The sequence below is a fragment of the Enterobacter cloacae complex sp. 309I3 genome (assembly GCF_050031595.1).
Classification (GTDB): Bacteria; Pseudomonadota; Gammaproteobacteria; order Enterobacterales; family Enterobacteriaceae; genus Enterobacter; species Enterobacter cloacae.
The window spans coordinates 56209-80273 of the sequence record NZ_JBLGWI010000002.1 but is presented as its reverse complement, the minus strand read 5'-3'; the positions used below and the strand labels follow the sequence as shown (position 1 = coordinate 80273).

Genomic DNA, 24065 nt, shown 5'->3' with positions numbered 1-24065 from the left:
ACTGTTGCAAAGTTAGCGATGAGGCAGCCTTTTGTCTTATTCAAAGGCCTTACATTTCAAAAACTCTGCTTACCAGGCGCATTTCGCCCAGGGGATCACCATAATAAAATGCTGAGGCCTGGCCTTTGCGTAGTGCACGCATCACCTCAATACCTTTGATGGTGGCGTAAGCCGTCTTCATGGATTTAAATCCCAGCGTGGCGCCGATTATCCGTTTCAGTTTGCCATGATCGCATTCAATCACGTTGTTCCGGTACTTAATCTGTCGGTGTTCAACGTCAGACGGGCACCGGCCTTCGCGTTTGAGCAGAGCAAGCGCGCGACCATAGGCGGGCGCTTTATCCGTGTTGATGAATCGCGGGATCTGCCACTTCTTCACGTTGTTGAGGATTTTACCCAGAAACCGGTATGCAGCTTTGCTGTTACGACGGGAGGAGAGATAAAAATCGACAGTGCGGCCCCGGCTGTCGACGGCCCGGTACAGATACGCCCAGCGGCCATTGACCTTCACGTAGGTTTCATCCATGTGCCACGGGCAAAGATCGGAAGGGTTACGCCAGTACCAGCGCAGCCGTTTTTCCATTTCAGGCGCATAACGCTGAACCCAGCGGTAAATCGTGGAGTGATCGACATTCACTCCGCGTTCAGCCAGCATCTCCTGCAGCTCACGGTAACTGATGCCGTATTTGCAGTACCAGCGTACGGCCCACAGAATGATGTCACGCTGAAAATGCCGGCCTTTGAATGGGTTCATGTGCAGCTCCATCAGCAAAAGGGGATGATAAGTTTATCACCACCGACTATTTGCAACAGTGCCGGCCGAATGTCTGCAGCTCGGTGAATCGGACTTTACGCATGGAGATCTCCTCAGAGGACATAATTAGTATGTCGGAGGATCTCTAAAAGTGAATGGTTCGTTTTGCAGGGATACTTACATGGGGAAACAAGATGAAACTTGAATATATACAGATAAATTAGTGGTCTGGGCGTTCTCGTCAGAAGCAAACAGCCTGCTTGCAAAAACAAGCGCTGGCAATGGCTTGGCAGGGCCGAGGTTGCCCGGGAGGTATAATTTTCCATTCGGACCAGGGAACCCAATATTGCAGCCTGCCGTACCGGATTCTGGCCGCTCAATATGGAATGATGCTCAGCATGAGCCGCAGCGGGAACTGCTGGGATAATGCTTTGCAGAATGACTGTTCCGCAGTCTGAAATCGGAGTGGATACCACGGGGTGGTTATCGGGACAGGACTGAAGCTGCTGGCGATATTGTTCAGTATCAAGGGGTGAGTCCCGAGAGGCGAGACAAGTCAAGGGCGCAGGCTGCGATGCGCAGCACGACATAGCCGGTATTTCCCTGCGGTGCCCCACAAGTATCAATGAAAGCCTCCAACGCGAGCCATTCGCGAGAGCCTTGAGTCCACGCTAAATCTATCTTATCTGCGCAGGGCAGAATGTGAAGACGGCCGCCCTGGCTCTTGCCCGCCAGGCGCACGAGGCGGTGGAAAGGGGGAGGGGATGTTGTCTATATGGCTCTGCTGTAGTGAGCGGGTTGCGCTCCGACAGCGGTCCTGATCAATCGTCACCCTTTCTCGGCCCTTGAATGTTCCTCGCAACGAGCCTCCTTTTCGCCAATCCATCGACAATCACCGCGAGCCCCAGCTCGAACACTGCGTCCGGACCGGCTTCGTCGAAGGTGTCTATCACGGCCCGCAACAACGGAGCCTGTTCAATGGTGCCGCCGCGCTCACCGGCATCGCTGTCGCCGGCCTGCTCCTCAAGCACGGCCCCAACAGTGAAGTAGCTGATTGTCATCAGCGCATTGACGGCGTCCCAAGCCGAAAAACCCGCCTCGCAGAGGAAGCGAAGCTGCGCGTCGACCACTTCCATCTGCGGTGCGCCCGGTCTCGTGCCAGCATGGATACGCGCGCCATCGCGATAAGCGAGCAGCGCCTGCCTGAAGCTGCGGGCATTCCCGATCAGAAATGAGCGCCAGTCGTCGTCGACTCTCGGCACCGAATGCGTATGATTCTCCGCCAGCATGGCTTCGGCCAGTGCGTCGAGCAGCGCCCGTTTGTTCCTGAAGTGCCAGTATAACGCCGGCTGCTGAACCCCCAACCGTTTAGCCAGTTTGCGTGTCGTCAGAGCCTCTACGCCGACCTCATTCAACAGGTCCAGGGCGACACGGATAACTGTATTAGGCTGCAACTTTATCATGCTTGACACTTTATCACTGATAAACATAATATGTCCACCAACTTATCAGTGATAAAGGATCCGTGAGTTCTATCGGACCAGCGGAGGCTGGTCCGGAGGCCAGCGGAGGCTGGTCCGGAGGCCAGACGTGAAACCCAACAGACCCCTGATCGTAATACTGTGCACTGTCGCGCTCGACGCTGTCGGCATCGGCCTGATTATGCCGGTGCTGCCGGGCCTCCTGCGAGATCTGGTTCACTCGAACGACGTCACCGCCCACTATGGCATTTTGCTGGCGCTGTATGCGTTGATGCAATTTGCCTGCGCGCCTGTGCTGGGTGCGCTATCGGATCGTTTCGGCCGGCGGCCGGTCTTGCTCGTCTCGCTGTCCGGCGCCGCTATCGACTACGCCATCATGGCGACGGCGCCTTTCCTTTGGGTTCTCTATATCGGGCGCATCGTGGCCGGCATCACCGGGGCGACTGGTGCGGTAGCCGGCGCCTATATTGCCGATATCACAGATGGGGATGAGCGCGCGCGGTACTTCGGCTTCATGAGCGCCTGTTTCGGGTTCGGGATGGTCGCGGGACCTGTGCTCGGTGGGCTGATGAGCAGTTTCTCCCCCCATGCTCCGTTCTTCGCCGCAGCAGCCTTGAATGGCCTCAATTTCCTGATGGGCATTTTCCTTTTGCCGGAGTCGCACAAAGGCGAACGTCGACCATTACGCCGGGAGGCTCTCAACCCGCTCGCTTCGTTCCGGTGGGTCCGGGGCATGACCGTCATCGCCGCCCTGATGGCTGTCTTCTTCATCATGCAACTCGTCGGACAGGCGCCGGCCACGCTTTGGGTCATCTTCGGCGAGGATCGCTTTCATTGGGACACGAGCTTGATCGGCATTTCGCTTGCCGCATTTGGTATTCTACATTCACTCGCCCAGGCAATGATCACCGGCCCTGTAACCACCAGGCTCGGCGAAAGGCGGGCACTCATGCTCGGAATGATTGCCGACGGCGCAGGCTACATCCTGCTTGCCTTGGCGACAAGGGGATGGATGGCGTTCCCGATTATGGTCCTGCTTGCTTCGGGTGGCATCGGAATGCCGGCGCTGCAAGCAGTGTTGTCCAGGCAGGTAGATGAGGAACGTCAGGGGCAGCTTCAAGGATCTCTTGCGGCGCTCACCAGCCTGACCTCGATCGTCGGGCCCCTCCTCTTCACGGCGATCTATGCGGCCTCTATAACAACGTGGAACGGGTGGGCATGGATTGCAGGTGCCGCCCTCTACTTGCTCTGCCTGCCGGCGCTGCGTCGCGGGTTTTGGAGCGGCGTAGGGCAACGAGCCGATCGCTGATCGTGGGAACGATAGGCCTATGCCATGCGGGTCAAGGCGACTTCCGGCTACCCGTCTTTCAATCACAACAAGTACAGCAATATTAGGACTGCTTTTCGCTCACAGCGGACCTCTAACCCAGCCATCTTGTCCGCTTCGTTCTAAGAACAGACATCCCTCACTTCAGAATGTGTAGTCAACGGGGGACAGGACAATACGAATGTTCCACTAAAAAATACAGATGAGATAATTATTTACACCAAATTTTGGAGATTTATCGTTGTATCAGGTATTAAAAGTACAATTTAAATCTATTATATCTCGCAATAAGCCTGACATGTAGGTTTCTACAAATTCTCTAATTACGTTATTGACATATGAGCATTTGAAGGCGTAACCTTCAATCACTGTATGTAGATGTGTCTTCCCCTGTTGAGGTGGCTGATACAGCATTTCTACTTGCCATTAAACCAGTCTTTCATGTAATCCTATGTAAAATAGTCTGGTTAATTTATTTTACATACGGGTATCAGTGATGAATGAACTCAGTATTGTTAGTGGTAAATTGCAACTGTTGTCGATCATAGGTGACCCGATCGCTCAGGTCAGCGCTCCACTCATGATAAATGCCGCCATCCTTGAAAAACAAATCCCCGACACTTTGATGGTCCCTCTCCATATAAACTCTGTAGGTCTGCAAACCGCTGTCAATGGTCTGAAATGTATTCAGAATTTTCGTGGTGCCATTATAACGATGCCTCACAAACAACATGCGCTTTCATTAATTGATTCAGCCAGTGAATCTGCTATGGCAATCGGAGGATGCAACGTCATCAGGAGGAATGCTCAGGGCCAACTACATGGGGATATGCTCGATGGTGAAGGTTTCGTATCGAGCCTTTTGAAAAGAGGCTTCGATGTGACAGGTAAAAGAGTCTATCTAGCTGGAACAGGCGGTGCTGGCTCAGCTATTGCTTATGCTATGGCCGCCAAACAGGTTGGAGAATTAATTGGCACTGTTGCAAATAGTCGGTGGTGATAAACTTATCATCCCCTTTTGCTGATGGAGCTGTACATGAACCCATTCAAAGGCCGGCATTTTCAGCGTGACATCATTCTGTGGGCCGTACGCTGGTACTGCAAATACGGCATCAGTTACCGTGAGCTGCAGGAGATGCTGGCTGAACGCGGAGTGAATGTCGATCACTCCACGATTTACCGCTGGGTTCAGCGTTATGCGCCTGAAATGGAAAAACGGCTGCGCTGGTACTGGCGTAACCCTTCCGATCTTTGCCCGTGGCACATGGATGAAACCTACGTGAAGGTCAATGGCCGCTGGGCGTATCTGTACCGGGCCGTCGACAGCCGGGGCCGCACTGTCGATTTTTATCTCTCCTCCCGTCGTAACAGCAAAGCTGCATACCGGTTTCTGGGTAAAATCCTCAACAACGTGAAGAAGTGGCAGATCCCGCGATTCATCAACACGGATAAAGCGCCCGCCTATGGTCGCGCGCTTGCTCTGCTCAAACGCGAAGGCCGGTGCCCGTCTGACGTTGAACACCGACAGATTAAGTACCGGAACAACGTGATTGAATGCGATCATGGCAAACTGAAACGGATAATCGGCGCCACGCTGGGATTTAAATCCATGAAGACGGCTTACGCCACCATCAAAGGTATTGAGGTGATGCGTGCACTACGCAAAGGCCAGGCCTCAGCATTTTATTATGGTGATCCCCTGGGCGAAATGCGCCTGGTAAGCAGAGTTTTTGAAATGTAAGGCCTTTGAATAAGACAAAAGGCTGCCTCATCGCTAACTTTGCAACAGTGCCCAAAAAATTAACTACCTGAGGAAAATTGATCCTTTTGTGTTTGAAGAACTGTTGCTGGAAGGATTTGAAGCGCATGGCTTCAGAACCATCAGAAACAAACGCTATACCGGCGATGGAGGCATTGACGGCCAGGTAATAATAGGAAAATATCGCTATCTTATTCAGGCTAAACGCTATCGCGGCCATATTGCTTTACAGCACGTACAGGAGTTCGAGAAGTTGCTTAAACGTCATAACTGTCGCGGTCTGTTTTGCCATACCGGGAAAACCGGCGCAGGTTCAAAATCTGTCAGTATTGCCAGTGAACGGATGGAGATTATCAGCGGCCAGCGCCTGATAGATTTGCTCACGCCCGGCAGCTCCTTCACTATCGCAACCGCCCCGCAGACGATGATGAAGCGTACCGCAGCAACACTAGAAACGAGCACCATTGTTAAAGATGCCGGTAAAGAAAATCGATACCATGAGAGTTAATTAAATGAAGTCAGTAACTATAGAAGCAAAAACATTTGCTGAAATGTTAGGAATAACAGAAGGTGAGTTAATCTTTGCCATTAAGAAAACTGGCACATTCAAAAACAAGACCATCCCACAACCTCATGAGCCACATAAATCAAATAATAGATTTTTATATTCAGACGTAATGAGGTTTATAGAATCACTAAAAGACAAAGAGAACCGGTAATGACTCCAACTTACTGATAGTGTTTTATGTTCAGATAATGCCCGATGACCTTGTCATGCAGCTCCACCGATTTTGAGAACGACAGTGACTTCCGTCCCAGCCTTGCCAGATGTTGTCTCAGATTCAGGTTATGTCGCTCAATGCGCTGAGTGTAACGCTTGCTGATAACGTGCAGCTTTCCCTTCAGGCGGGGTTCATACAGCGGCCAGCCATCCGTCATCCATACCACGACCTCAAAGGCCGACAGCAGGCCCAGAAGACGCTCCAGCGTGGCCAACGTGCGTTACCTAACAATAAACCTGTTTAAATATCCAGATAAAAACATTCAATCTGGGTCAAATGAGTGATACAGTTTCACCCATAAGACCCAATGGAGGCAATATGTCTGAATTTGAATTACTGGCGCAGGATCTGCTTGAGAAAGCAGAAGCGGAAGAACAACTGCGACAGGAAAATGATAAAAAGCTGCTCGGGCAGGTGCTGGAAATCTATGACCAGAAGTACGTGGCTGAACTGCTTAGAAAAGTTGGTAAAAATGAGTGGAGTCGCGAGACTCTTAATCGCTGGATTAATGGTAAGTGCTCACCTAAGACGCTGACGTTAGCCGAAGAGGAACTTCTACGAAAAATGCTTCCGGAAGCGCCTGCACATCACCCTGACTATGCCTTCCGGTTTATTGACCTGTTTGCTGGGATTGGAGGTATACGGAAGGGCTTCGAAACCATCGGTGGCCAGTGCGTTTTTACCAGTGAATGGAATAAAGAGGCTGTGCGCACATATAAAGCTAACTGGTTTAACGATGCTCAGGAACACACTTTCAATCTCGATATTCGTGAAGTCACGCTCAGTGATAAACCTGAAGTACCTGAAAACGATGCCTATGCTTACATTAATGAGCATGTGCCGGATCATGATGTACTTCTAGCAGGTTTCCCCTGTCAACCGTTTAGCCTTGCGGGCGTAAGCAAGAAAAACTCGCTCGGGCGCGCGCATGGTTTCGAATGTGAGGCTCAGGGAACGCTTTTCTTCGATGTGGCGCGTATTATCCGCGCAAAAAAACCTGCCATCTTTGTTCTTGAAAACGTTAAAAACCTGAAGAGCCATGACAAGGGTAAAACCTTTAAAGTCATCATGGATACCCTCGACGAACTGGGCTATGAAGTTGCGGATGCAGCTGAGATGGGCAAAAACGATCCTAAAGTTATCGACGGAAAGCACTTTTTACCTCAGCACCGAGAACGTATCGTTTTGGTCGGTTTCCGCCGTGATCTGAACATTCACCAGGGCTTTACCCTGCGCGATATTAGTCGTTTTTATCCGGAACAGCGTCCGTCATTTGGCGAACTGCTGGAACCCGTGGTTGACAGCAAATATATACTGACGCCGAAACTCTGGGAGTATCTCTATAACTACGCCAAAAAGCACGCAGCTAAGGGTAACGGATTCGGTTTTGGCCTCGTTAATCCTGAAAATAAAGAAAGCATTGCCCGTACGCTTTCTGCTCGCTATCACAAAGACGGGTCTGAAATTCTGATAGACCGTGGCTGGGATATGGCCACAGGTGAAACAGACTTCGCGAACGAAGAAAATCAGGCGCATCGGCCCCGCAGGCTGACTCCGCGAGAGTGCGCGCGCCTTATGGGTTTTGAAAAAGTAGATGGCAGGCCTTTTCGCATTCCTGTGTCAGACACTCAGTCGTACAGGCAGTTCGGTAACTCCGTAGTGGTGCCCGTGTTTGAAGCCGTAGCCAAACTGCTTGAACCTTATATCCTGAAAGCGGTTAATGCCGATTCGTGCAAGGTTGAACGAATCTGATCGCTCCTCCCGGTATTTATGCCGGGAGATAATCTATGGAATATCTGCGTAAAGCCCTGTCAGCTCAGCAATAAACGCACCTAGCGTCATTAGCTCAGCTCTCACCGCCTCCGGGTATTTTTTGTGCAGAGATGATGGCACGACCAATCTGACACCCGACTCCCGCATCTCCCGATATTGAGCCAGAGAAACTCCCTCCTGGAGTGTAAACAGATGCACCTGATGAATTTTATCGGCCTCATTCAGTATCTGACGCCAGCGATCCTTACAGGTAGTCTTGACTGCCAGCATGCGCAGATTTTCTACGGGAAACTCAGTATCGTGGTAAGCCCCTGCGGAAGGGAAAAGGAAATCGGGTTTTTTATTACCTTCTGTGATGGCCTGCGTCGCAAAGTGTCGCAGGCCGTGCTCAATGAATAGATGCTCCAGGTGCAGTTCCAGCGACTTCCCGGCTCTGGATTTACGGCGATTGCTGACAGAATTGGCCAGCGCAATAAATTCATCCACAGAGCCAAATCCTTTCCGGATGATATCCAGAACATGCAGTTCCTCAACCAATAGAAATATGTCGTACTCCACGCGCCGGCGGTCAAGAAGTTGCTCATCCGGATCAAGGGAATTTTTCACATAATGGCTGGCTGCATACTGAATAATTTCACTTCCCGACGGAAAGCGCAGGTGCCAGTCTTCAGGTAGAATATATTTATGATTTACTGGCGCTTGCTGTAGAGATAGTCCGCCTAGAATCTGTCCTGCGGGGCCGGATATAAGCGCTCCGGGTATAACTTCACCAATAGCGGTCTCAATGACGTCCTCTTCATCAGTGCTGGCGCATACCCAAATATTTACTTCCTTACAGTCCCCCCCTTGCTCATCAAGCTTGAAAGCCAGGAGCGTCAGAGCCCCTGTATTTTCAGGATCCTGAAGTGGGCTGCCTCTACCCCAGCGGGTAATCCTTTTTTCATTCCGGGTTTTACCAAAATGACGGCTGTTATAATAAATTGCCCTGGCTTCGCTGTCAGGGCAATCATGCGATGACACATGTGCGGTGAGAAAAACCGAAGGGTTCAGTTCACGGGTATGGTTGATAGACGGAAAGAGTTTTTCAACGATACCTGAAGGGATATAAAGCCCTACCTGGTGACCACCTGTTGCGCCGGTATCGTTGGCGGAAAGGCGTTTGATGTAGACGAAGTAATTCTCACATGCGATCTCAAGTAGCCAGTTGTGGAAAACCGACATAAGCATCCCCTGTTACCCTGAAACTCTACTCACCATTTTTTCATGATTATATACAAACAGTGTCATTTTCAGAAGACGACTGCACCAGTTGATTGGGCGTAATGGCTGTTGTGCAGCCAGCTCCTGACAGTTCAATATCAGAAGTGATCTGCACCAATCTCGACTATGCTCAATACTCGTGTGCACCAAAGCGAGGTGAGCATGGCGACGGAGGCTCTGTTGCAAAGATTGGCGGCAGTCAGAGGTAGGCTGTCGCTCTGCGCCGATCAGGCGGCTGCTGCGAAATGGTGGTTGAGCATGCCCATGGCCTCCGTCAGCGCCGAGGGCCCAATGCCAAAAGCTCTCTCCACAAGGCGCACCTCGCCCCTGATGCCGGGCTGCAGGCACCAGGGGCGAGCCTGTCCTTTGCGCAGGGCTCGCATGACTTCGAATCCCTTGATCGTGGCATAGGCCGTGGGGATCGATTTGAAACCGCGCACCGGCTTGATCAGTATCTTGAGCTTTCCGTGATCGGCCTCGATCACGTTATTGAGATACTTCACCTGCCGGTGGGCCGTCTCCCGGTCCAGCTTTCCTTCGCGCTTCAATTCGGTGATCGCTGCACCATAGCTCGGCGCTTTGTCGGTATTGAGCGTGGCAGGCTTTTCCCAGTGCTTCAGGCCTCGCAGGGCCTTGCCCAGGAACCGCTTCGCTGCCTTGGCGCTGCGGGTCGGCGACAGGTAGAAATCGATCGTGTCGCCCCGCTTGTCGACTGCCCGGTACAGGTAGGTCCACTTGCCCCGCACCTTGACGTAGGTTTCATCCAGGCGCCAGCTCGGATCAAAGCCACGCCGCCAGAACCAGCGCAGCCGCTTCTCCATCTCCGGGGCGTAGCACTGGACCCAGCGATAGATCGTCGTATGGTCGACCGAAATGCCGCGTTCCGCCAGCATTTCCTCAAGGTCGCGATAGCTGATCGGATAGCGACAATACCAGCGCACCGCCCACAGGATCACATCACCCTGGAAATGGCGCCACTTGAAATCCGTCATCGTTCCGTCCGTCCAATCTCCGCCAAGCATGCTCAAGCTTCACGATTTTTGCAACAGAGCCCACACGAGTATTGAGCATAGTCGAGATTGGTGCAGATCACTTCTGATATTGAACTGTCAGGAGCTGGCTGCACAACAGCCATTACGCCCAATCAACTGGTGCAGTCGTCTTCTGAAAATGACAATCGTGCCACCGGCTCCAGGTCTTATCGAACAGCTCAGACACATGGTCCAAATGCTGGTCGATCCGTTCGGCCAGTTTTTCGATGGCCTCTTGCTTGAGCTTGTCACTTTCCCTGAACTCGATGTTCAAGGCCCTGGCCACCTGGTTGAGGTTCCGGCCGATAGCTCCAAGCTGCCGGCACGATTCCCGTACGGTGTTCACTTCTTCATCAGTGAGGACCGGCATCCGGTTCAACGACCGCAGTCATTTCTGTACCTAAACAGTCCTGCGAATATGTGAGTTTTGACCTAATGAGCCACAAAAACTCATTTTCGCCCACGATAATTTTTCTACTTCCTTTCTTTGGAATGCTCATTTCAATATTCACATAACGTCGCTATCAATCGCGGAAAAGGCGTAGTGCGCGAAGCGAACGAAGCTTTTTGCCGTCGATTGCATAGCTTTGTTAACCCTTTTTCCAAATTTGATAGCAATAGTTAATGTTTGAAGTAAAGTGTTGCTCAAAAACAACTTCGAAGGTATTTGGAATACTCGGGAAGAAAACATCCCCCTCTGGCTCGATGTCGATCGTCGATAAGTGGAGCGTAGAGGCCATGGGTAATGTTTCTCGGTAAATTTCTCCGCCACCAGACACTATAACGTGACCGGTGAATTCAGCTAGCCTGTCCATGGCCTCTTCGATTGACTGAAATACAACTACATTGTCATCATTTGATGTCCAACCTGAGCGGGTAACGACCGCGTATTTCCTATTGGGGAGTGCGCCCATAGATTCAAACGTCTTGCGACCCACCAGAAGCCACTGATTGTAGGTCAATGCTTTAAAAAGTAGCTGCTCCCCTTTCGCGGACCAGGGTATGTCTGGACCGCAACCAATCACGCCGTTTTTCGCTTTCGCAGCCATCAATGATACTTTCAAGGTTCTCATCCTGGGTTAACTTTGTTTTAGGGCGACTGCCCTGCTGCGTAACATCGTTGCTGCTCCATAACATCAAACATCGACCCACGGCGTAACGCGCTTGCTGCTTGGATGCCCGAGGCATAGACTGTACAAAAAAACAGTCATAACAAGCCATGAAAACCGCCACTGCGCCGTTACCACCGCTGCGTTCGGTCAAGGTTCTGGACCAGTTGCGTGAGCGCATACGCTACTTGCATTACAGTTTACGAACCGAACAGGCTTATGTCCACTGGGTTCGTGCCTTCATCCGTTTCCACGGTGTGCGTCACCCGGCAACCTTGGGCAGCAGCGAAGTCGAGGCATTTCTGTCCTGGCTGGCGAACGAGCGCAAGGTTTCGGTCTCCACGCATCGTCAGGCATTGGCGGCCTTGCTGTTCTTCTACGGCAAGGTGCTGTGCACGGATCTGCCCTGGCTTCAGGAGATCGGAAGACCTCGGCCGTCGCGGCGCTTGCCGGTGGTGCTGACCCCGGATGAAGTGGTTCGCATCCTCGGTTTTCTGGAAGGCGAGCATCGTTTGTTCGCCCAGCTTCTGTATGGAACGGGCATGCGGATCAGTGAGGGTTTGCAACTGCGGGTCAAGGATCTGGATTTCGATCACGGCACGATCATCGTGCGGGAGGGCAAGGGCTCCAAGGATCGGGCCTTGATGTTACCCGAGAGCTTGGCACCCAGCCTGCGCGAGCAGCTGTCGCGTGCACGGGCATGGTGGCTGAAGGACCAGGCCGAGGGCCGCAGCGGCGTTGCGCTTCCCGACGCCCTTGAGCGGAAGTATCCGCGCGCCGGGCATTCCTGGCCGTGGTTCTGGGTTTTTGCGCAGCACACGCATTCGACCGATCCACGGAGCGGTGTCGTGCGTCGCCATCACATGTATGACCAGACCTTTCAGCGCGCCTTCAAACGTGCCGTAGAACAAGCAGGCATCACGAAGCCCGCCACACCGCACACCCTCCGCCACTCGTTCGCGACGGCCTTGCTCCGCAGCGGTTACGACATTCGAACCGTGCAGGATCTGCTCGGCCATTCCGACGTCTCTACGACGATGATTTACACGCATGTGCTGAAAGTTGGCGGTGCCGGAGTGCGCTCACCGCTTGATGCGCTGCCGCCCCTCACTAGTGAGAGGTAGGGCAGCGCAAGTCAATCCTGGCGGATTCACTACCCCTGCGCGAAGGCCATCGGTGCCGCATCGAACGGCCGGTTGCGGAAAGTCCTCCCTGCGTCCGCTGATGGCCGGCAGCAGCCCGTCGTTGCCTGATGGATCCAACCCCTCCGCTGCTATAGTGCAGTCGGCTTCTGACGTTCAGTGCAGCCGTCTTCTGAAAACGACAAACAGCCAGAAAGGCTGTTACAGGCGATTTGATCTGCAACCTATTGGTTAAATTAATGTATCAAAAACGATGGTTTTTGTGACAGTCTTGAAAAGTCCTGACTTCTCCCGAAAAATGACTCCCCTCATGTAACAAAACTCGTTACTGTATCAACATAACAATAACCCCATAACTAATTAGCGAGAAAAGAATGAAAATCGGCTATGCACGTAAATCTACGCATCTTCAGGATGTGGCGCACCAGGTTGACGAACTAACAAAAGCTGGATGTGAGCAAATCGGCACTGTTGCAAATAGTCGGTGGTGATAAACTTATCATCCCCTTTTGCTGATGGAGCTGCACATGAACCCATTCAAAGGCCGGCATTTTCAGCGTGACATCATTCTGTGGGCCGTACGCTGGTACTGCAAATACGGCATCAGTTACCGTGAGCTGCAGGAGATGCTGGCTGAACGCGGAGTGAATGTCGATCACTCCACGATTTACCGCTGGGTTCAGCGTTATGCGCCTGAAATGGAAAAACGGCTGCGCTGGTACTGGCGTAACCCTTCCGATCTTTGCCCGTGGCACATGGATGAAACCTACGTGAAGGTCAATGGCCGCTGGGCGTATCTGTACCGGGCCGTCGACAGCCGGGGCCGCACTGTCGATTTTTATCTCTCCTCCCGTCGTAACAGCAAAGCTGCATACCGGTTTCTGGGTAAAATCCTCAACAACGTGAAGAAGTGGCAGATCCCGCGATTCATCAACACGGATAAAGCGCCCGCCTATGGTCGCGCGCTTGCTCTGCTCAAACGCGAAGGCCGGTGCCCGTCTGACGTTGAACACCGACAGATTAAGTACCGGAACAACGTGATTGAATGCGATCATGGCAAACTGAAACGGATAATCGGCGCCACGCTGGGATTTAAATCCATGAAGACGGCTTACGCCACCATCAAAGGTATTGAGGTGATGCGTGCACTACGCAAAGGCCAGGCCTCAGCATTTTATTATGGTGATCCCCTGGGCGAAATGCGCCTGGTAAGCAGAGTTTTTGAAATGTAAGGCCTTTGAATAAGACAAAAGGCTGCCTCATCGCTAACTTTGCAACAGTGCCGTCTGAGCTGGGTGAAACAGAACTACATCCGAGCAGAAACGCTGGTTAGCGCCAATGCGCGGCTGGTTGATTTTCAGTCCTCGTTAGCGTTGGCAGGATACTGGGGGGCGGGGAGGTAGCCTCCGCTGATGGTATGCGTTTTGTCACGCCAGTGAAAACGGTGAATTCTGGCCCCAACAGAAAATACTTTGGTTCAGGGCGCGGCATCACCTGGTACAACTTTGTCTCTGACCAATATTCGGGTTTTCATGGCATAGTGATTCCTGGAACACTGCGGGATTCCATCTTTGTGCTGGAAGGGCTACTTGAGCAACAAACGGGACTAAACCCGGTTGAAATCATGACGGACACAGCAGGTACCAGTGACATTATCTTTGGCCTGTTCTGGCTACTGGGATACCAATTTTCACCTCGTCTGGCGGATGCGGGTGAGGCTGTGTTCTGGCGGGCCGACAAAGCAGCGAATTACGGGGCGTTGGACAAACTGGCGCGGGGTTGTGTTGACCTTTCTAAAATCGAAAGCCACTGGGATGAGATGATGCGGGTTGCCGGTTCGCTGAAGCTGGGCACTATTCATGCGTCAGAACTCATTCGATCGCTATTGAGAAGTACCCGACCGTCAGGGCTTGCTCAGGCAATAATGGAGGTCGGAAGAGTTAACAAGACACTGTATCTTCTCAACTATATTGATGATGAGGACTATCGTCGCCGGATCCTAACACAGTTGAACCGGGGTGAAGGCCGCCATGCCGTTGCAAGAGCCATCTGCTACGGTCAGCGTGGCGAGATCAGAAAACGTTACCGCGAGGGGCAGGAAGATCAGTTGGGTGCGCTGGGTCTGGTGACAAACGCAGTGGTGCTGTGGAATACGCTTTATATGCAGGAAGCCTTGTCGCACCTGCGCAGCATCGGGGAAGGGCCAGAGGATGAACATATCGCGCGGCTTTCGCCTCTGATGCACGGTCATATCAACATGCTGGGACATTATACGTTCACACTACCGGAGGATATTATGAAGGGGGAATTGAGGCCGTTAAATCTCAATTTAAACAATGAATTATCTCCTTAGCGTGGTTTTTTACATCATTGGCCCTCAAACCCCATGATGATGGTTTCGAAACGTCTTAAGGCCAAAGACTATCGAACGGTTTCCACGGGATTTAACGTCCTGAGCTCTAAGCCAGGGCTGATAACTTTGGCCATAGCCCACTCCTATGCCGTCACCTAGCGCATTTTCATAATCCAAATAGGATTTGAGACGCCTACCCCTACCCATGATCGTACCCAAAAAACGACATTGATACGTACCTATATGTGCATTTTATAGTCTCCAACCCTATAACCACACATTCAGTAAGCATACAACATTAGCGTCGTTTTTTGAGAATGGTTACAACTTTAGTGCTTTGTGTACAACTTTATTGTCTTCGGACAGTAGGACCCTCTAAAACCAATAGAATTTACGTAGAAACGCGTTTAGTAAAGGCTTTACTAATTACTAATGACTAACATATTAGCACTTTCAGATCTGTCAGCAATAACCCCGGGCGGCGAAATAATGAGAAGAGTTCTTCCGGAGAGCCTTTTCTTTCTATCTGATTGATTTTTAACACTTTTAAATGTCAGCTTTATGTAAACCTGTGGGATTTACTCCTAATTAAATCCCATAGTATGAAAATTAGGCATTTGCAAACCTTAATGACGTGACGTTGTCACGTAAATCAATGGAATTTAGTCTCTAGTAAAGAGTTAACTAGTGACTAACTGCCTGATCGGTGTGCTTGAACGGTGCACTTCAGGCCGGATATAAAAATTGATGAGAGATATACAGAAAATGATGGACCGGCTTAATAAGCCAGCCTTTCTTGGGATGATTGATGATGTTGAACACGCTATAAAGCGAAAATGCCCCTTTTTAACCTATAGGTTGGGCACTATGAGTAAGATACAATCAAATCGCCAGTCAGATGGCTAATTTCATTTTGACCAAAGCGGGCTATTTCAAGCGTTATCGCTGAGACGAGGCTTCAATGACAAGTACACTTGACCCATCACACAAGCAAATTGAAATGTGGCGCAGAGCTACCGGTTCCGAAGGTGGACTCAACGAATACCGCAACTGGGTTCTGGAAAATAGTATGAGATTTACAGCATACGGTATCCATACCGTTATCGTCGAAGGTGAGGCGAAGCATATAACAGCGCTTGATGATGTTACCCTCTGTAACGAGTGGGCGAAGCTTAAAAGAGAAAACAATAGGCTTTACGCAGCAAATGAAAAAATTTGCTCTGGCTGGCGTGGTTTTGTGTTGCGTTTGTTAGGAATAACACTGTCATGCAGAAAACCGGTCATCTTACTGGGGGCAGACGCGAAGAATCAAAATGATGCCGTGAAAGGGGCTGATTTGTAATTTTCAGGCGAGCCCACCGTTCTTAGAAAGCTGTTCTATGGGTATGTAAGGAAGATAATGTTCTCTGAACGCTCAGTACACTTAATCACTTCCTGTACAAAGGGCAAGAATCATCAGGGCCACGTCTGGCCGACATTGGACATAGATCCAAAACAAACCCCGGACGACGCAGCATATGCCTGGAGTAACATTGTAGACGACGCCAGAAGTAATCAGGCGGTACCGGCATTGTCCTTGTATTCAGGTAATCACTGGTCTACGGCAAAGGAAATTTTAAACTCAACCAGAAATCTGGAGTTGTGGATAATCTCTGCCGGGATGGGGTTTTTAAATAGTCGAGATCGGGTGCCCTCTTACGAGGCGACATTTCATCAAGTACCATTCAGGCATGATCTCTGGTGGAAAGCCATCACAAAATCACTAGGAAAGCATAACCGTTGCGCAACTATAAGCCAGTTAATGCAGTCCAGTCCGAATGATGAATATTTGATTGCGGCTTCGCCTGTTTATATTGCTGCTGTCCAGAATGACATCCTGAAGGGCATTGAGAGTTTGACTCATCCTCTTACGCAACTAACGATCGTGACATCAGGGGCATATGCTGGCCCACTTGAAGAATACTTAATTAAGAGTTCTTCTAGGATGATGAAAGAGCTAGGGAAGGTGCGAACAAGTTCCTGATATGAGATCATCATATTCATCCGGAGCGCATCCCAGAGGGACATCATGAGCCATCAACTCACCTTCGCCGATAGTGAATTCAGCACTAAGCGCCGTCAGACCCGAAAAGAGATTTTCCTCTCCCGCATGGAGCAGATTCTGCCATGGCAGAATATGACCGCTGTCATCGAGCCGTTTTATCCCAAGGCGGGCAATGGCCGACGGCCCTATCCGCTGGAGACCATGCTGCGTATTCACTGCATGCAGCATTGGTACAACCTGAGCGACGGTGCCATGGAAGATGCCCTGTACGAAATCGCCTCCATGCGCCTGTTTGCCCGATTATCCCTGGATAGCGCCCTGCCGGATCGCACCACCATCATGAATTTCCGCCACCTGCTCGAGCAGCATCAACTGGCCCGTCAATTGTTCAAGACCATCAATCGCTGGCTGGCCGAAGCAGGCGTCATGATGACCCAAGGCACTTTGGTGGATGCCACCATCATTGAGGCACCCAGCTCTACCAAGAACAAAGAGCAGCAACGCGATCCGGAGATGCATCAGACCAAGAAAGGCAATCAGTGGCACTTTGGCATGAAGGCCCACATTGGTGTCGATGCCAAGAGTGGCCTGACCCACAGCCTGGTCACCACCGCGGCCAACGAGCATGACCTCAATCAGCTGGGTAATCTGCTTCATGGAGAGGAGCAATTTGTCTCAGCCGATGCCGGCTACCAAGGAGCGCCACAGCGCGAGGAGCTGGCCGAGGTGGATGTGGACTGGCTGATCGCCGAGCGTCCCGGCAGGGTAAAAACCTTGAAGCAGCATCCGCGCAAGAACAAAACGGCCATCAACATCGAATACATGAAAGCCAGCATCCGTGCCAGGGTGGAGCACCCGTTTCGCATCATCAAGCGGCAGTTCGGCTTCGTGAAAGCCAGATACAAGGGGCTGCTGAAAAACGATAACCAACTGGCGATGTTATTCACCCTGGCCAACCTGTTTCGGGTGGACCAAATGATACGTCAGTGGGAGAGATCTCAGTAAAAACCGGAAATAACGCCAGAAATGGTGGAAAAAATAGCCTAAATAGGCTGATTCGATGTGTTTGCGGGAAAAAAATCGGCCCAGATCCGCGAAATTTTAATCAGCGAGTCAGCTTGGGAAGAAATGACCTGCTTATTCGCACCTTCCCTAGAGTGCAATATGGTGTGCCTGAATATAAAACTGGCTCAATACATACTTAAAAGTGGTAGTCGTTAGAACTAGACTGTTAATGATACAATTCTCCTGTTATTTTATTTTTATAAAAGGTCTCAAATATGCTCAAAAACAGATTTTCTTTATTGTGTCTTGCTGTGGCATCGTCACTTACTCTTACTGCTTGCGATGTAGTTGATGCTGCCTATGACGAGACTTTAAATGATAATGCACCCGAAATTGTAATAGCTGGAGGATTCAAAATTGATATCCAAGGTAATGCAGTTCCGGTTGAGGGATATGATAATTGCTCTTTGAATACTCTTCAGGGAAGCGTTGATACGGATAAATCAAATTGTATTGTTCTGGATAGAACACGTAAAAAAGTACCGGTTCTAGTTCATTTGTCATCCGGTCCCGTCAAAGAAGAATGGAAGATCGAGCACCAGGTTGAAAAAACCAAATCCGGCAAAAATTTCATCCAAACTCGTATGATTAGACCTGACGGTAACTTTGTAGTGCCTGCATCCTCAGAACGAGGGATCTTTAGTGGCAAACATTACAGTCAAGCCAGCTAAGTCAAGTCTATCCGTTCAAACAGAAAAAGGTTTCTTAAAAATGACGTTATCCGCTGCATTGCAAGGCACTTTTAAAGAGATGAGGAAAGACAATACAGTAGGCATCACAGTTCAAACTTGTTCAGATATTTTTGACAGCAATGTTCCTCCGGCTTATGTTTTCTGGCTTTATCGTCTCAAAGCGGGAGAAACTTTGCCGCGCGGAAGGTTCTTCAGAAAAAGAAAGCCAATCATCAATGTTATGGCAGTTGTTCATGATGCTGCATTCGAAAAATAACTGCGCTATCAGGAAAGTTACTTTTATGAACGTAATTGCAGCTGGAATTTTTTGCTTTATTTTTTACCCTACAGCTTTCGCTTATGCTTGTTATAAAAAGAGATGGCTAGAGTGGATTTTTCTTACTTTAATTATAATTTTTGCTTCTGCCATTTCGATTCAACAATACAATGAAGCGAATTTTGTAAGTGAGTTAAATTACCCTATGTTTATCTCCGCCATATATGGCCTGTCACTGGCATGGTTTCCTTTTCCGATTGCTTATGTTGTTCTGCGCTTCCTTCTTGATGATTTACAGCATGAGTACCCTAAACAGTGAGCAGATTTTAAGACTCATGAACAACATCGAAAGCACGAAACAGTCTGCACAAGGAAGATAAGGAGTATTCTTAGCAAGATATCTTTGTACCTGAAGACATAAAGCTGGCATCTTTTTCCTTATAGAGTGTATTATGATTAAGTAAATCCTTATCAAAGAATTAGAAAGTGAGGTCGTATGTCTGAAGCACTCAAATCGTTAAACAATATTCGTACTCTTCGCGCCCAGGGCCGCGAGCTGCCTTTAGAAGTACTTGAGGAAATCCTCGAAAAGCTTAATGTCATTGTTGATGAGCGTCGTCAGGAAGAATCATCCAAAGCTGCCGAACTGCAAGCTCGTCAGGAGAAACTTGACGCCCTGCGTAAGTTAATGGAAGAAGATGGTATCAACCCGGAAGAGCTGCTTGGCTCATTCCAGGCCAAATCTACGGCTACCAAGAAAAGCCGTGAACCACGCCCGGCCAAATACTCATTTACTGATGAAAATGGCGAAACAAAAACGTGGACTGGACAGGGCCGTACCCCCAAAGCTCTGGCAGAACAAATTGCAGCCGGTAAAAGTCTTGATGATTTCCTGATCTAACTTTTGCCACCAGTTTTGATAGAGGCCACTTCGGTGGCCTTTTCTCATACGGAATCAATTTCAGGTACAGAACATATGAAAAATTCAGAACCTAAGAGCTGTGATCCCTATGTGGACAGTTTGATTAGAAATGCAGATGCAAAGGAAGCCAGGTCATTTCTCAAAATATTGAAGCCCTTACCATTCCTTATCGTTATCATCGCTGTATTCTTTTTTTGGGTATCGTTTTCCCGTTTATTATCCCAGGTCGCGTAAAACCTTTTTAAAGACTCTTCTTTACCAGATATGCTCCCTCACCGGGATGGTTTCAACCTCTTCAGTTTCCCATATTGGCAAAACCTTCAGGAAATAAGACGATACCCTCCACGCTTTCCATTAAAGCGGGATGACGACGCCCAGTTCTTACGACCAGACTCCACGTTTTCGATTAGGATGCCTTTGGGCCCTTCTAACGAGGCCACCTCAACAACTCGCACTTTCCGGATCAGTCTTGGATCCACTTCTTCCCAGATCTGGCCAACTGTAATATCTTTTTGGGTTTGCATTTAATCTCTCGCTGTCATTTAGTGAACAAGACTAATCCTCGCCGTGGTTCAGCTTATGGCTTTATTTACGCTGACGATCCTTAGCCTTAAATTTTTGCCATCGTATCCGAAGGTTTTCGATGTTAACCGGAACCTGCATGCGTGTCGTCTCTATCTCATTCCCATGCCATTTCAGGAGATCATCATCCAACTCCCGGGCCTCCCGGCTGAAGTAAATTTTCATAGTGTCAGGGTTTATGGCGCAATGGTCATTGTCGAACAGTGTATGGATATCACGGCGAAGTAAAATTCCGTTCGTTACGTCGGGAATGCCTTCTTCATGACGTGGCGTTAAGTGCGCGGCCTCAGTACGCCAGGGGGACCTTACGCCGGTGACAACACATCGCCCGTAGCAATTCAACCTAACATCCCGGGCGAAAGGACCTTGGTCAGGACTGGTGACAGAAGTACATTCCTGGCCCTCTTTGTAGATACGCTTCGGGAAGTCGATAGTGGTTTGAGCTGTTTGGGAAAGTGACACATACGTAACCCCTTTGTATCTCTTTATCCCACCATTAAAAGTGGTAGGAATCGAGCTGGTTATGGCCACCAGTTTCACATCGCCCATTTCGACGATCTTAAGGCTCTTATTAGCGGCTACATGTAACTGGATGAATTTACCTACGTACACATCATGGTTCTCATCTTGTCTTTCAACACACAGAACGACATGGTCGAAGGTTCTCTTGTCAGAGATTACCCAGTTGCCGGTTTTCACACGGCCTGCTTCACTCACCCCTGCGGTAAGATCGGGTATGAGCGTCCCCTGCATGCCGTCAGTTCGAATTGAAAGAATTTCACCCGATAAACCCAGCTCTGCAAGCTCACTAATAAACGGTCTTTTCATCCGGCTTACCGGTTTTGGCTTCGTCATTTTCATCTTTGCTGTAACACCTCAGTACCCCATTGCTCGTTCCTGGCGGGACAGCCGTTCATCAGCAGCCTGAAGACGCTCATCACGCCGCCGTGCTGCCAGAACCCGTCGTTCTGAAAAAGACATAGCCGCTACGTTTGGTACGCTGAGCTTACCGTCACCGGCACAAACGTCACAGCGAACATCAAATGCTCCGGCAAAATACTTTTCACGCATTTCTGGCTCCCACTCAGCCATTTCTGATTGGGTGAATCCATTTTCAAAGGCCGGGTTTTCCATGGTCCCGTGGCCTTCGCACTGGTGACAGATTATGTACTTAAATTTGCGCATGTAACGCTCCTGTATATGATGGATGAACCACTCTCGTTCAGGGTTATGGCGAAATGTTTATCGCCGCAGCGAGAGATTCAGTCTTGCTATCAATATTCCTGAAGGTTGTCCGCCTGATTTCAGGGAAAGCATTCATTCACTGGCCGGTTCTACCTTATTATTCATACAGATTAAAGTAGTTGTGCCTACTACTGCGGTCACCTTCCTTGACAAAGTAAGCAAAGTTTGAAAAATTTAACACCGACGAAAGGCCATACCTTCGTTAGTGTGCGAAAGCCGCTTGCGAGCGACGGAATAGGTGAAAGCTTTAGTCAGGGTTAATTACCCTGTCTGCGGTGATGGGATGGCTCAGGCGTATATCATCACTCCTTCCAAAGTCCGTACACACTCTTTCAGCCTTTGCAGAAATGCAGGGGCTGTTTCATATCAGACAAGCGCAATGAAATTTTCAAATGCTTTCCAGAAATTCAAAGGCCTTAAGCTTTATCTGTATCTTACGGTCCCCGCACGGAAAGTAACTTTCCTGAACAGGAACCGCCTTGCCAGCCTTAACTTTCTAAACGGTTAAAGTTACACCAGGCTGTAAATGGTGAAACAGTTTTTGAAGCCCATGAAACACCGCTGTCGGAAAGATAACTAGCCCCAAGACGTCTAACTTCTTTTTGATGTAGAGCTAATTCTTTCGGATCGGCAATATCTTCCACCACGCTCATCATGGCAATCTGAACTCCGGGAGATGCCATTTTATAAGCTGTCGAGCTTGCAACTGAATTTTTCAGGATTGCCAATCTTTCTTTTTCTGGTCGCCCGTTGTCAGACGTATTCGCGTACGTTGTACCCGCAACTAACAATGGAAGACTGGCGTTGGCACAGAACTGCATAACGCGTTTTTGCTGGAGCTGTAATTCAGTGGCTGCAAATGCTTTACTGCATCCGAGGATCCCGATAATCATCACTAATGCTGTTTTATACATAAAATTGAAACCGTCCTTATTGAACTTTAAATGTTGCGGTTAACACTGTGTGGAGATGTATGGACTGGATAATACCCACATGCCTGCGCCTGCCAGTATACCGGCTCAGGTATTAAACCTAAGAGATCTGGTGCACCGGATTTTACCTTTTCATTTCGGTTTTATCTTGAGCCTGGCTCTTGAGTTTAAATTTAAAGGTATGGCGCATGCAGGTTTCACTGACGGGTTTTCACACATCCCGGCTGTAACCCATCATTGTTCATGAGCCAGGCCCTGGTATCCTGCCCAGCGTACGGCCAGCCGCTCTAAGTCCAGATCGTACACCAGCGGTGTGATTTTACGGCCTTCAAACAGCTCGCCCAGCTCAATGCCTGGCTTAAAATGAACGGTCAGGGTGGCCGGATCTATGCCCATAAGATCGGCATCAAACAGAGCATGCATTGTTGGAGTCATCAGGATGCCATTAGACGGATTGTACCGGGTTCCATGTTCAATGTGTGCCGCATCCAGGACACCGCCATTAACCCAACCGGTTACCGCACAACGGCCCGCGAAATTCTCGATGAGCAGAGCTTTAAATTTACCCTGTGCCACGCCACTACGTTGCGTCACTACGCGCTCGCAGTGCTCACCCTGGATATCTACGTCAGGTTTCCGCTTTGGTTCGCTGGTGGCCGTCTCAGCTTGTTTTAGGGTGGAACGTGGATAGGCCAGGTTATATGCTGCGCCTGTGGTCATTTGCTCGATGACCGCAGGTGCATAACCTTCTGCTTCCAGCTTACGATATGCAGCCCGGTAGTCTCTTTGGGTTTTCAGCGGGTATATCTTTCCGCCTTTACCATCGAAAGCGATAAACCAGAAATCGTCCGTGCCAGTTTCCAGATTTCTGCAACGTTTCAGATGCCATCCGCCTTCTCTCGCCCAGATGGTACGGTTATTTCTGGCATTCGTTTTGTCATAACCGTTCTCGTCAAGCCAGCTATCAAAGCTGGTCAGCCCCAGATCCTGAACCTCCAGAGAAGGCACTCGAATGACCTGCAAGGTATGGCGGGGTCTTGGCTCTCTCATCTTGATCTCTTCCTAGCGCTGGTCTGGGAAATACGGATATTGCGGGCCATATTCATAGTCATGCGGGCCTGGCTCAACTTCCCAGAATGGACGGCCGCTAATTGTCTTTGGACCGCGCTCGTTTACGATGTCTTCTACATCCTGAATATTAAATGGCATCGTTGCCAGTAACAGCTGATCTTCGGGTGTCAGCGTCACAGTTGCACCGTCGATACGGCTGTAAAGGTCGGCAAACTGTTTACCTGCACCGTGCAACCGGTGCTCCGCTACACTTCTGATTGCGTGTAAGTCCAGCTCCGCCGCTTCCATGCGATCCACGTATAGTTTCATTTCTTTACGCAAAGCGCTCAGCTCACGGGCTTTAATAAACCCGCAGGCGTACCCACCCAGGGCGATAACTGCAATGATTGCTAAAATTGCCATTTTTTTCTCTCACGTGATTGCGGCCGTTACTCTAGTCTTAATGTGAAGTCTGGGAATTCGCTGGATGTTAAGTACGTTTTCAT

Annotated in this window: 27 protein-coding genes and 4 pseudogenes; 18 read left to right on the top strand and 13 right to left on the bottom strand. The window is 49.9% G+C overall.

All coding sequences use genetic code 11. The annotated features are described in order from the left end of the window. Positions 1-49 precede the first annotated feature (49 nt). Positions 50-754, bottom strand: coding sequence for an IS6-like element IS26 family transposase (locus ACQG22_RS24160; protein ID WP_001067855.1), 705 nt, complete (start codon positions 752-754; stop codon positions 50-52). 254 nt (positions 755-1008) lie between these two features. Between ACQG22_RS24160 and ACQG22_RS24155 the strand changes: the two are divergent. Further along, positions 1009-1185: pseudogene (locus ACQG22_RS24155) on the top strand (DDE-type integrase/transposase/recombinase); the annotation flags it as partial. Positions 1186-1575: 390 nt separating this feature from the next. On the opposite strand, the gene tetR reads toward ACQG22_RS24155, so the two are convergent. After that, positions 1576-2217, bottom strand: coding sequence for a tetracycline resistance transcriptional repressor TetR (tetR, locus tag ACQG22_RS24150; RefSeq protein ID WP_013851373.1), 642 nt, complete (start codon positions 2215-2217; stop codon positions 1576-1578). A gap of 127 nt (positions 2218-2344) precedes the next feature. Here tetR and tet(A) point away from each other — a divergent pair, with 127 nt between their 5' ends. From tet(A) to ACQG22_RS24125, 5 genes are all read left to right on the top strand, one after another. Continuing rightward, entirely contained in the window at positions 2345-3544 is a 1200-nt protein-coding gene (gene tet(A), locus ACQG22_RS24145; RefSeq protein ID WP_031942321.1) for a tetracycline efflux MFS transporter Tet(A), read from the top strand. 514 nt (positions 3545-4058) lie between these two features. Next, the gene (locus tag ACQG22_RS24140) at positions 4059-4562 is read left to right on the top strand and encodes a shikimate dehydrogenase family protein (RefSeq protein WP_013851371.1); all 504 of its coding nucleotides are present in this window, start codon (positions 4059-4061) and stop codon (positions 4560-4562) included. Between the two features lie 36 nt (positions 4563-4598). Beyond that, positions 4599-5303, top strand: coding sequence for an IS6-like element IS26 family transposase (locus tag ACQG22_RS24135; RefSeq protein WP_001067855.1), 705 nt, complete (start codon positions 4599-4601; stop codon positions 5301-5303). Positions 5304-5391: 88 nt separating this feature from the next. Next, positions 5392-5829: a restriction endonuclease gene (locus ACQG22_RS24130; protein WP_020325134.1), complete on the top strand. Its 438-nt coding sequence runs from the start codon at positions 5392-5394 to the stop codon at positions 5827-5829. Between the two features lie 4 nt (positions 5830-5833). Next, positions 5834-6040, top strand: a complete 207-nt coding sequence (locus ACQG22_RS24125; protein WP_001749967.1) for a hypothetical protein — start codon at positions 5834-5836, stop codon at positions 6038-6040. Positions 6041-6050: 10 nt separating this feature from the next. On the opposite strand, the pseudogene ACQG22_RS24120 reads toward ACQG22_RS24125, so the two are convergent. Further along, positions 6051-6323, bottom strand: a pseudogene (locus tag ACQG22_RS24120) (IS1 family transposase); the annotation flags it as partial. A gap of 98 nt (positions 6324-6421) precedes the next feature. Between ACQG22_RS24120 and ACQG22_RS24115 the strand changes: the two are divergent. Next, positions 6422-7855, top strand: coding sequence for a DNA cytosine methyltransferase (locus tag ACQG22_RS24115; RefSeq protein WP_001288432.1), 1434 nt, complete (start codon positions 6422-6424; stop codon positions 7853-7855). Positions 7856-7888: 33 nt separating this feature from the next. On the opposite strand, the gene ACQG22_RS24110 is transcribed toward ACQG22_RS24115, so the two are convergent. From ACQG22_RS24110 to dfrA14, 4 genes are all read right to left on the bottom strand, one after another. Continuing rightward, positions 7889-9097 carry a type II site-specific deoxyribonuclease gene (locus tag ACQG22_RS24110; RefSeq protein ID WP_001749969.1) on the bottom strand — a complete coding sequence of 403 codons (1209 nt, stop codon included), beginning with the start codon at positions 9095-9097 and terminating at the stop codon, positions 7889-7891. Between the two features lie 266 nt (positions 9098-9363). Further along, complete coding sequence (locus ACQG22_RS24105; protein WP_001389365.1) at positions 9364-10128, bottom strand: IS6-like element IS6100 family transposase; 765 nt, start codon at positions 10126-10128, stop codon at positions 9364-9366. A 142-nt stretch (positions 10129-10270) separates the two neighbouring features. Beyond that, positions 10271-10537 (bottom strand): plasmid mobilization relaxosome protein MobC, encoded by a 267-nt coding sequence (gene mobC / locus ACQG22_RS24100; RefSeq protein ID WP_001144737.1) that lies wholly within the window; start codon positions 10535-10537, stop codon positions 10271-10273. Positions 10538-10757: 220 nt separating this feature from the next. After that, positions 10758-11231, bottom strand: coding sequence for a trimethoprim-resistant dihydrofolate reductase DfrA14 (gene dfrA14, locus ACQG22_RS24095; RefSeq protein WP_004201280.1), 474 nt, complete (start codon positions 11229-11231; stop codon positions 10758-10760). A gap of 155 nt (positions 11232-11386) precedes the next feature. Between dfrA14 and intI1 the strand changes: the two genes are divergently transcribed. The 3 genes and pseudogenes from intI1 to ACQG22_RS24080 form a co-directional block, all read left to right on the top strand. After that, entirely contained in the window at positions 11387-12400 is a 1014-nt protein-coding gene (intI1, locus tag ACQG22_RS24090; RefSeq protein ID WP_000845048.1) for a class 1 integron integrase IntI1, read from the top strand. Between the two features lie 545 nt (positions 12401-12945). After that, on the top strand, positions 12946-13650 hold the full coding sequence (locus ACQG22_RS24085; protein ID WP_001067855.1) for an IS6-like element IS26 family transposase: 705 nt from the start codon (positions 12946-12948) through the stop codon (positions 13648-13650). A 39-nt stretch (positions 13651-13689) separates the two neighbouring features. After that, positions 13690-14771, top strand: a pseudogene (locus tag ACQG22_RS24080) (Tn3 family transposase); the annotation flags it as partial. A gap of 36 nt (positions 14772-14807) precedes the next feature. On the opposite strand, the pseudogene ACQG22_RS24075 reads toward ACQG22_RS24080, so the two are convergent. Continuing rightward, positions 14808-14978: pseudogene (locus tag ACQG22_RS24075) on the bottom strand (TnsA endonuclease N-terminal domain-containing protein); the annotation flags it as partial. Positions 14979-15732: 754 nt separating this feature from the next. Between ACQG22_RS24075 and ACQG22_RS24070 the strand changes: the two are divergent. The 8 genes from ACQG22_RS24070 (at position 15733) to ACQG22_RS24035 (ending at position 19729) form a co-directional block, all read left to right on the top strand. After that, entirely contained in the window at positions 15733-16113 is a 381-nt protein-coding gene (locus ACQG22_RS24070; protein WP_001371925.1) for a hypothetical protein, read from the top strand. 57 nt (positions 16114-16170) lie between these two features. Continuing rightward, on the top strand, positions 16171-16794 hold the full coding sequence (locus tag ACQG22_RS24065) for a hypothetical protein (RefSeq protein ID WP_000490639.1): 624 nt from the start codon (positions 16171-16173) through the stop codon (positions 16792-16794). Between the two features lie 45 nt (positions 16795-16839). After that, positions 16840-17820, top strand: a complete 981-nt coding sequence (locus tag ACQG22_RS24060) for an IS5-like element ISKpn26 family transposase (RefSeq protein WP_000019450.1) — start codon at positions 16840-16842, stop codon at positions 17818-17820. Next, positions 17802-18020 (top strand): hypothetical protein, encoded by a 219-nt coding sequence (locus tag ACQG22_RS24055; RefSeq protein ID WP_306307795.1) that lies wholly within the window; start codon positions 17802-17804, stop codon positions 18018-18020. The genes ACQG22_RS24060 and ACQG22_RS24055 overlap by 19 nt, the downstream gene beginning before the upstream one ends. 75 nt (positions 18021-18095) lie before the next feature. Next, entirely contained in the window at positions 18096-18551 is a 456-nt protein-coding gene (locus ACQG22_RS24050; RefSeq protein WP_000916941.1) for a hypothetical protein, read from the top strand. Beyond that, complete coding sequence (locus ACQG22_RS24045; protein ID WP_223152485.1) at positions 18523-18828, top strand: hypothetical protein; 306 nt, start codon at positions 18523-18525, stop codon at positions 18826-18828. The genes ACQG22_RS24050 and ACQG22_RS24045 overlap by 29 nt, the downstream gene beginning before the upstream one ends. A 25-nt stretch (positions 18829-18853) precedes the next feature. Further along, entirely contained in the window at positions 18854-19147 is a 294-nt protein-coding gene (locus ACQG22_RS24040) for a hypothetical protein (RefSeq protein WP_001100635.1), read from the top strand. A gap of 177 nt (positions 19148-19324) precedes the next feature. Beyond that, positions 19325-19729, top strand: a complete 405-nt coding sequence (locus ACQG22_RS24035; RefSeq protein WP_001287391.1) for an H-NS family nucleoid-associated regulatory protein — start codon at positions 19325-19327, stop codon at positions 19727-19729. Positions 19730-20335: 606 nt separating this feature from the next. Here the strand turns inward: ACQG22_RS24035 and ACQG22_RS24030 are convergent. The 5 genes from ACQG22_RS24030 to ACQG22_RS24010 all read right to left on the bottom strand — a co-directional run bounded on the left by ACQG22_RS24030 (position 20336) and on the right by ACQG22_RS24010 (position 23982). After that, on the bottom strand, positions 20336-21193 hold the full coding sequence (locus ACQG22_RS24030) for an HNH endonuclease signature motif containing protein (protein WP_000784387.1): 858 nt from the start codon (positions 21191-21193) through the stop codon (positions 20336-20338). Between the two features lie 15 nt (positions 21194-21208). Continuing rightward, complete coding sequence (locus tag ACQG22_RS24025; RefSeq protein WP_001224686.1) at positions 21209-21517, bottom strand: hypothetical protein; 309 nt, start codon at positions 21515-21517, stop codon at positions 21209-21211. 548 nt (positions 21518-22065) lie between these two features. Continuing rightward, positions 22066-22491, bottom strand: a complete 426-nt coding sequence (locus ACQG22_RS24020; RefSeq protein WP_000278471.1) for a hypothetical protein — start codon at positions 22489-22491, stop codon at positions 22066-22068. A gap of 252 nt (positions 22492-22743) precedes the next feature. Continuing rightward, positions 22744-23559, bottom strand: coding sequence for an HNH endonuclease signature motif containing protein (locus ACQG22_RS24015; protein ID WP_001641519.1), 816 nt, complete (start codon positions 23557-23559; stop codon positions 22744-22746). A gap of 12 nt (positions 23560-23571) precedes the next feature. Then, the gene (locus ACQG22_RS24010) at positions 23572-23982 is read right to left on the bottom strand and encodes a hypothetical protein (RefSeq protein WP_000985909.1); all 411 of its coding nucleotides are present in this window, start codon (positions 23980-23982) and stop codon (positions 23572-23574) included. Positions 23983-24065 lie beyond the last annotated feature (83 nt).

Coding starts and splice junctions, on each gene's coding strand:
- ACQG22_RS24060 (WP_000019450.1), top strand. CDS start 16,840: ATGAGCCATCAACTCACCTTCGCCGATAGTGAATTCAGCACTAAGCGC.
- ACQG22_RS24015 (WP_001641519.1), bottom strand. CDS start 23,559: ATGAGAGAGCCAAGACCCCGCCATACCTTGCAGGTCATTCGAGTGCCT.
- ACQG22_RS24140 (WP_013851371.1), top strand. CDS start 4,059: ATGAATGAACTCAGTATTGTTAGTGGTAAATTGCAACTGTTGTCGATC.
- ACQG22_RS24020 (WP_000278471.1), bottom strand. CDS start 22,491: ATGTATAAAACAGCATTAGTGATGATTATCGGGATCCTCGGATGCAGT.
- tetR (WP_013851373.1), bottom strand. CDS start 2,217: ATGATAAAGTTGCAGCCTAATACAGTTATCCGTGTCGCCCTGGACCTG.
- ACQG22_RS24035 (WP_001287391.1), top strand. CDS start 19,325: ATGTCTGAAGCACTCAAATCGTTAAACAATATTCGTACTCTTCGCGCC.
- ACQG22_RS24065 (WP_000490639.1), top strand. CDS start 16,171: ATGTTCTCTGAACGCTCAGTACACTTAATCACTTCCTGTACAAAGGGC.
- ACQG22_RS24070 (WP_001371925.1), top strand. CDS start 15,733: ATGACAAGTACACTTGACCCATCACACAAGCAAATTGAAATGTGGCGC.
- intI1 (WP_000845048.1), top strand. CDS start 11,387: ATGAAAACCGCCACTGCGCCGTTACCACCGCTGCGTTCGGTCAAGGTT.
- ACQG22_RS24050 (WP_000916941.1), top strand. CDS start 18,096: ATGCTCAAAAACAGATTTTCTTTATTGTGTCTTGCTGTGGCATCGTCA.
- ACQG22_RS24160 (WP_001067855.1), bottom strand. CDS start 754: ATGAACCCATTCAAAGGCCGGCATTTTCAGCGTGACATCATTCTGTGG.
- ACQG22_RS24135 (WP_001067855.1), top strand. CDS start 4,599: ATGAACCCATTCAAAGGCCGGCATTTTCAGCGTGACATCATTCTGTGG.
- ACQG22_RS24030 (WP_000784387.1), bottom strand. CDS start 21,193: ATGAAAATGACGAAGCCAAAACCGGTAAGCCGGATGAAAAGACCGTTT.
- ACQG22_RS24110 (WP_001749969.1), bottom strand. CDS start 9,097: ATGTCGGTTTTCCACAACTGGCTACTTGAGATCGCATGTGAGAATTAC.
- ACQG22_RS24010 (WP_000985909.1), bottom strand. CDS start 23,982: ATGGCAATTTTAGCAATCATTGCAGTTATCGCCCTGGGTGGGTACGCC.
- ACQG22_RS24025 (WP_001224686.1), bottom strand. CDS start 21,517: ATGCGCAAATTTAAGTACATAATCTGTCACCAGTGCGAAGGCCACGGG.
- ACQG22_RS24085 (WP_001067855.1), top strand. CDS start 12,946: ATGAACCCATTCAAAGGCCGGCATTTTCAGCGTGACATCATTCTGTGG.
- ACQG22_RS24040 (WP_001100635.1), top strand. CDS start 18,854: ATGAACGTAATTGCAGCTGGAATTTTTTGCTTTATTTTTTACCCTACA.
- ACQG22_RS24125 (WP_001749967.1), top strand. CDS start 5,834: ATGAAGTCAGTAACTATAGAAGCAAAAACATTTGCTGAAATGTTAGGA.
- ACQG22_RS24115 (WP_001288432.1), top strand. CDS start 6,422: ATGTCTGAATTTGAATTACTGGCGCAGGATCTGCTTGAGAAAGCAGAA.
- mobC (WP_001144737.1), bottom strand. CDS start 10,537: ATGCCGGTCCTCACTGATGAAGAAGTGAACACCGTACGGGAATCGTGC.
- ACQG22_RS24105 (WP_001389365.1), bottom strand. CDS start 10,128: ATGACGGATTTCAAGTGGCGCCATTTCCAGGGTGATGTGATCCTGTGG.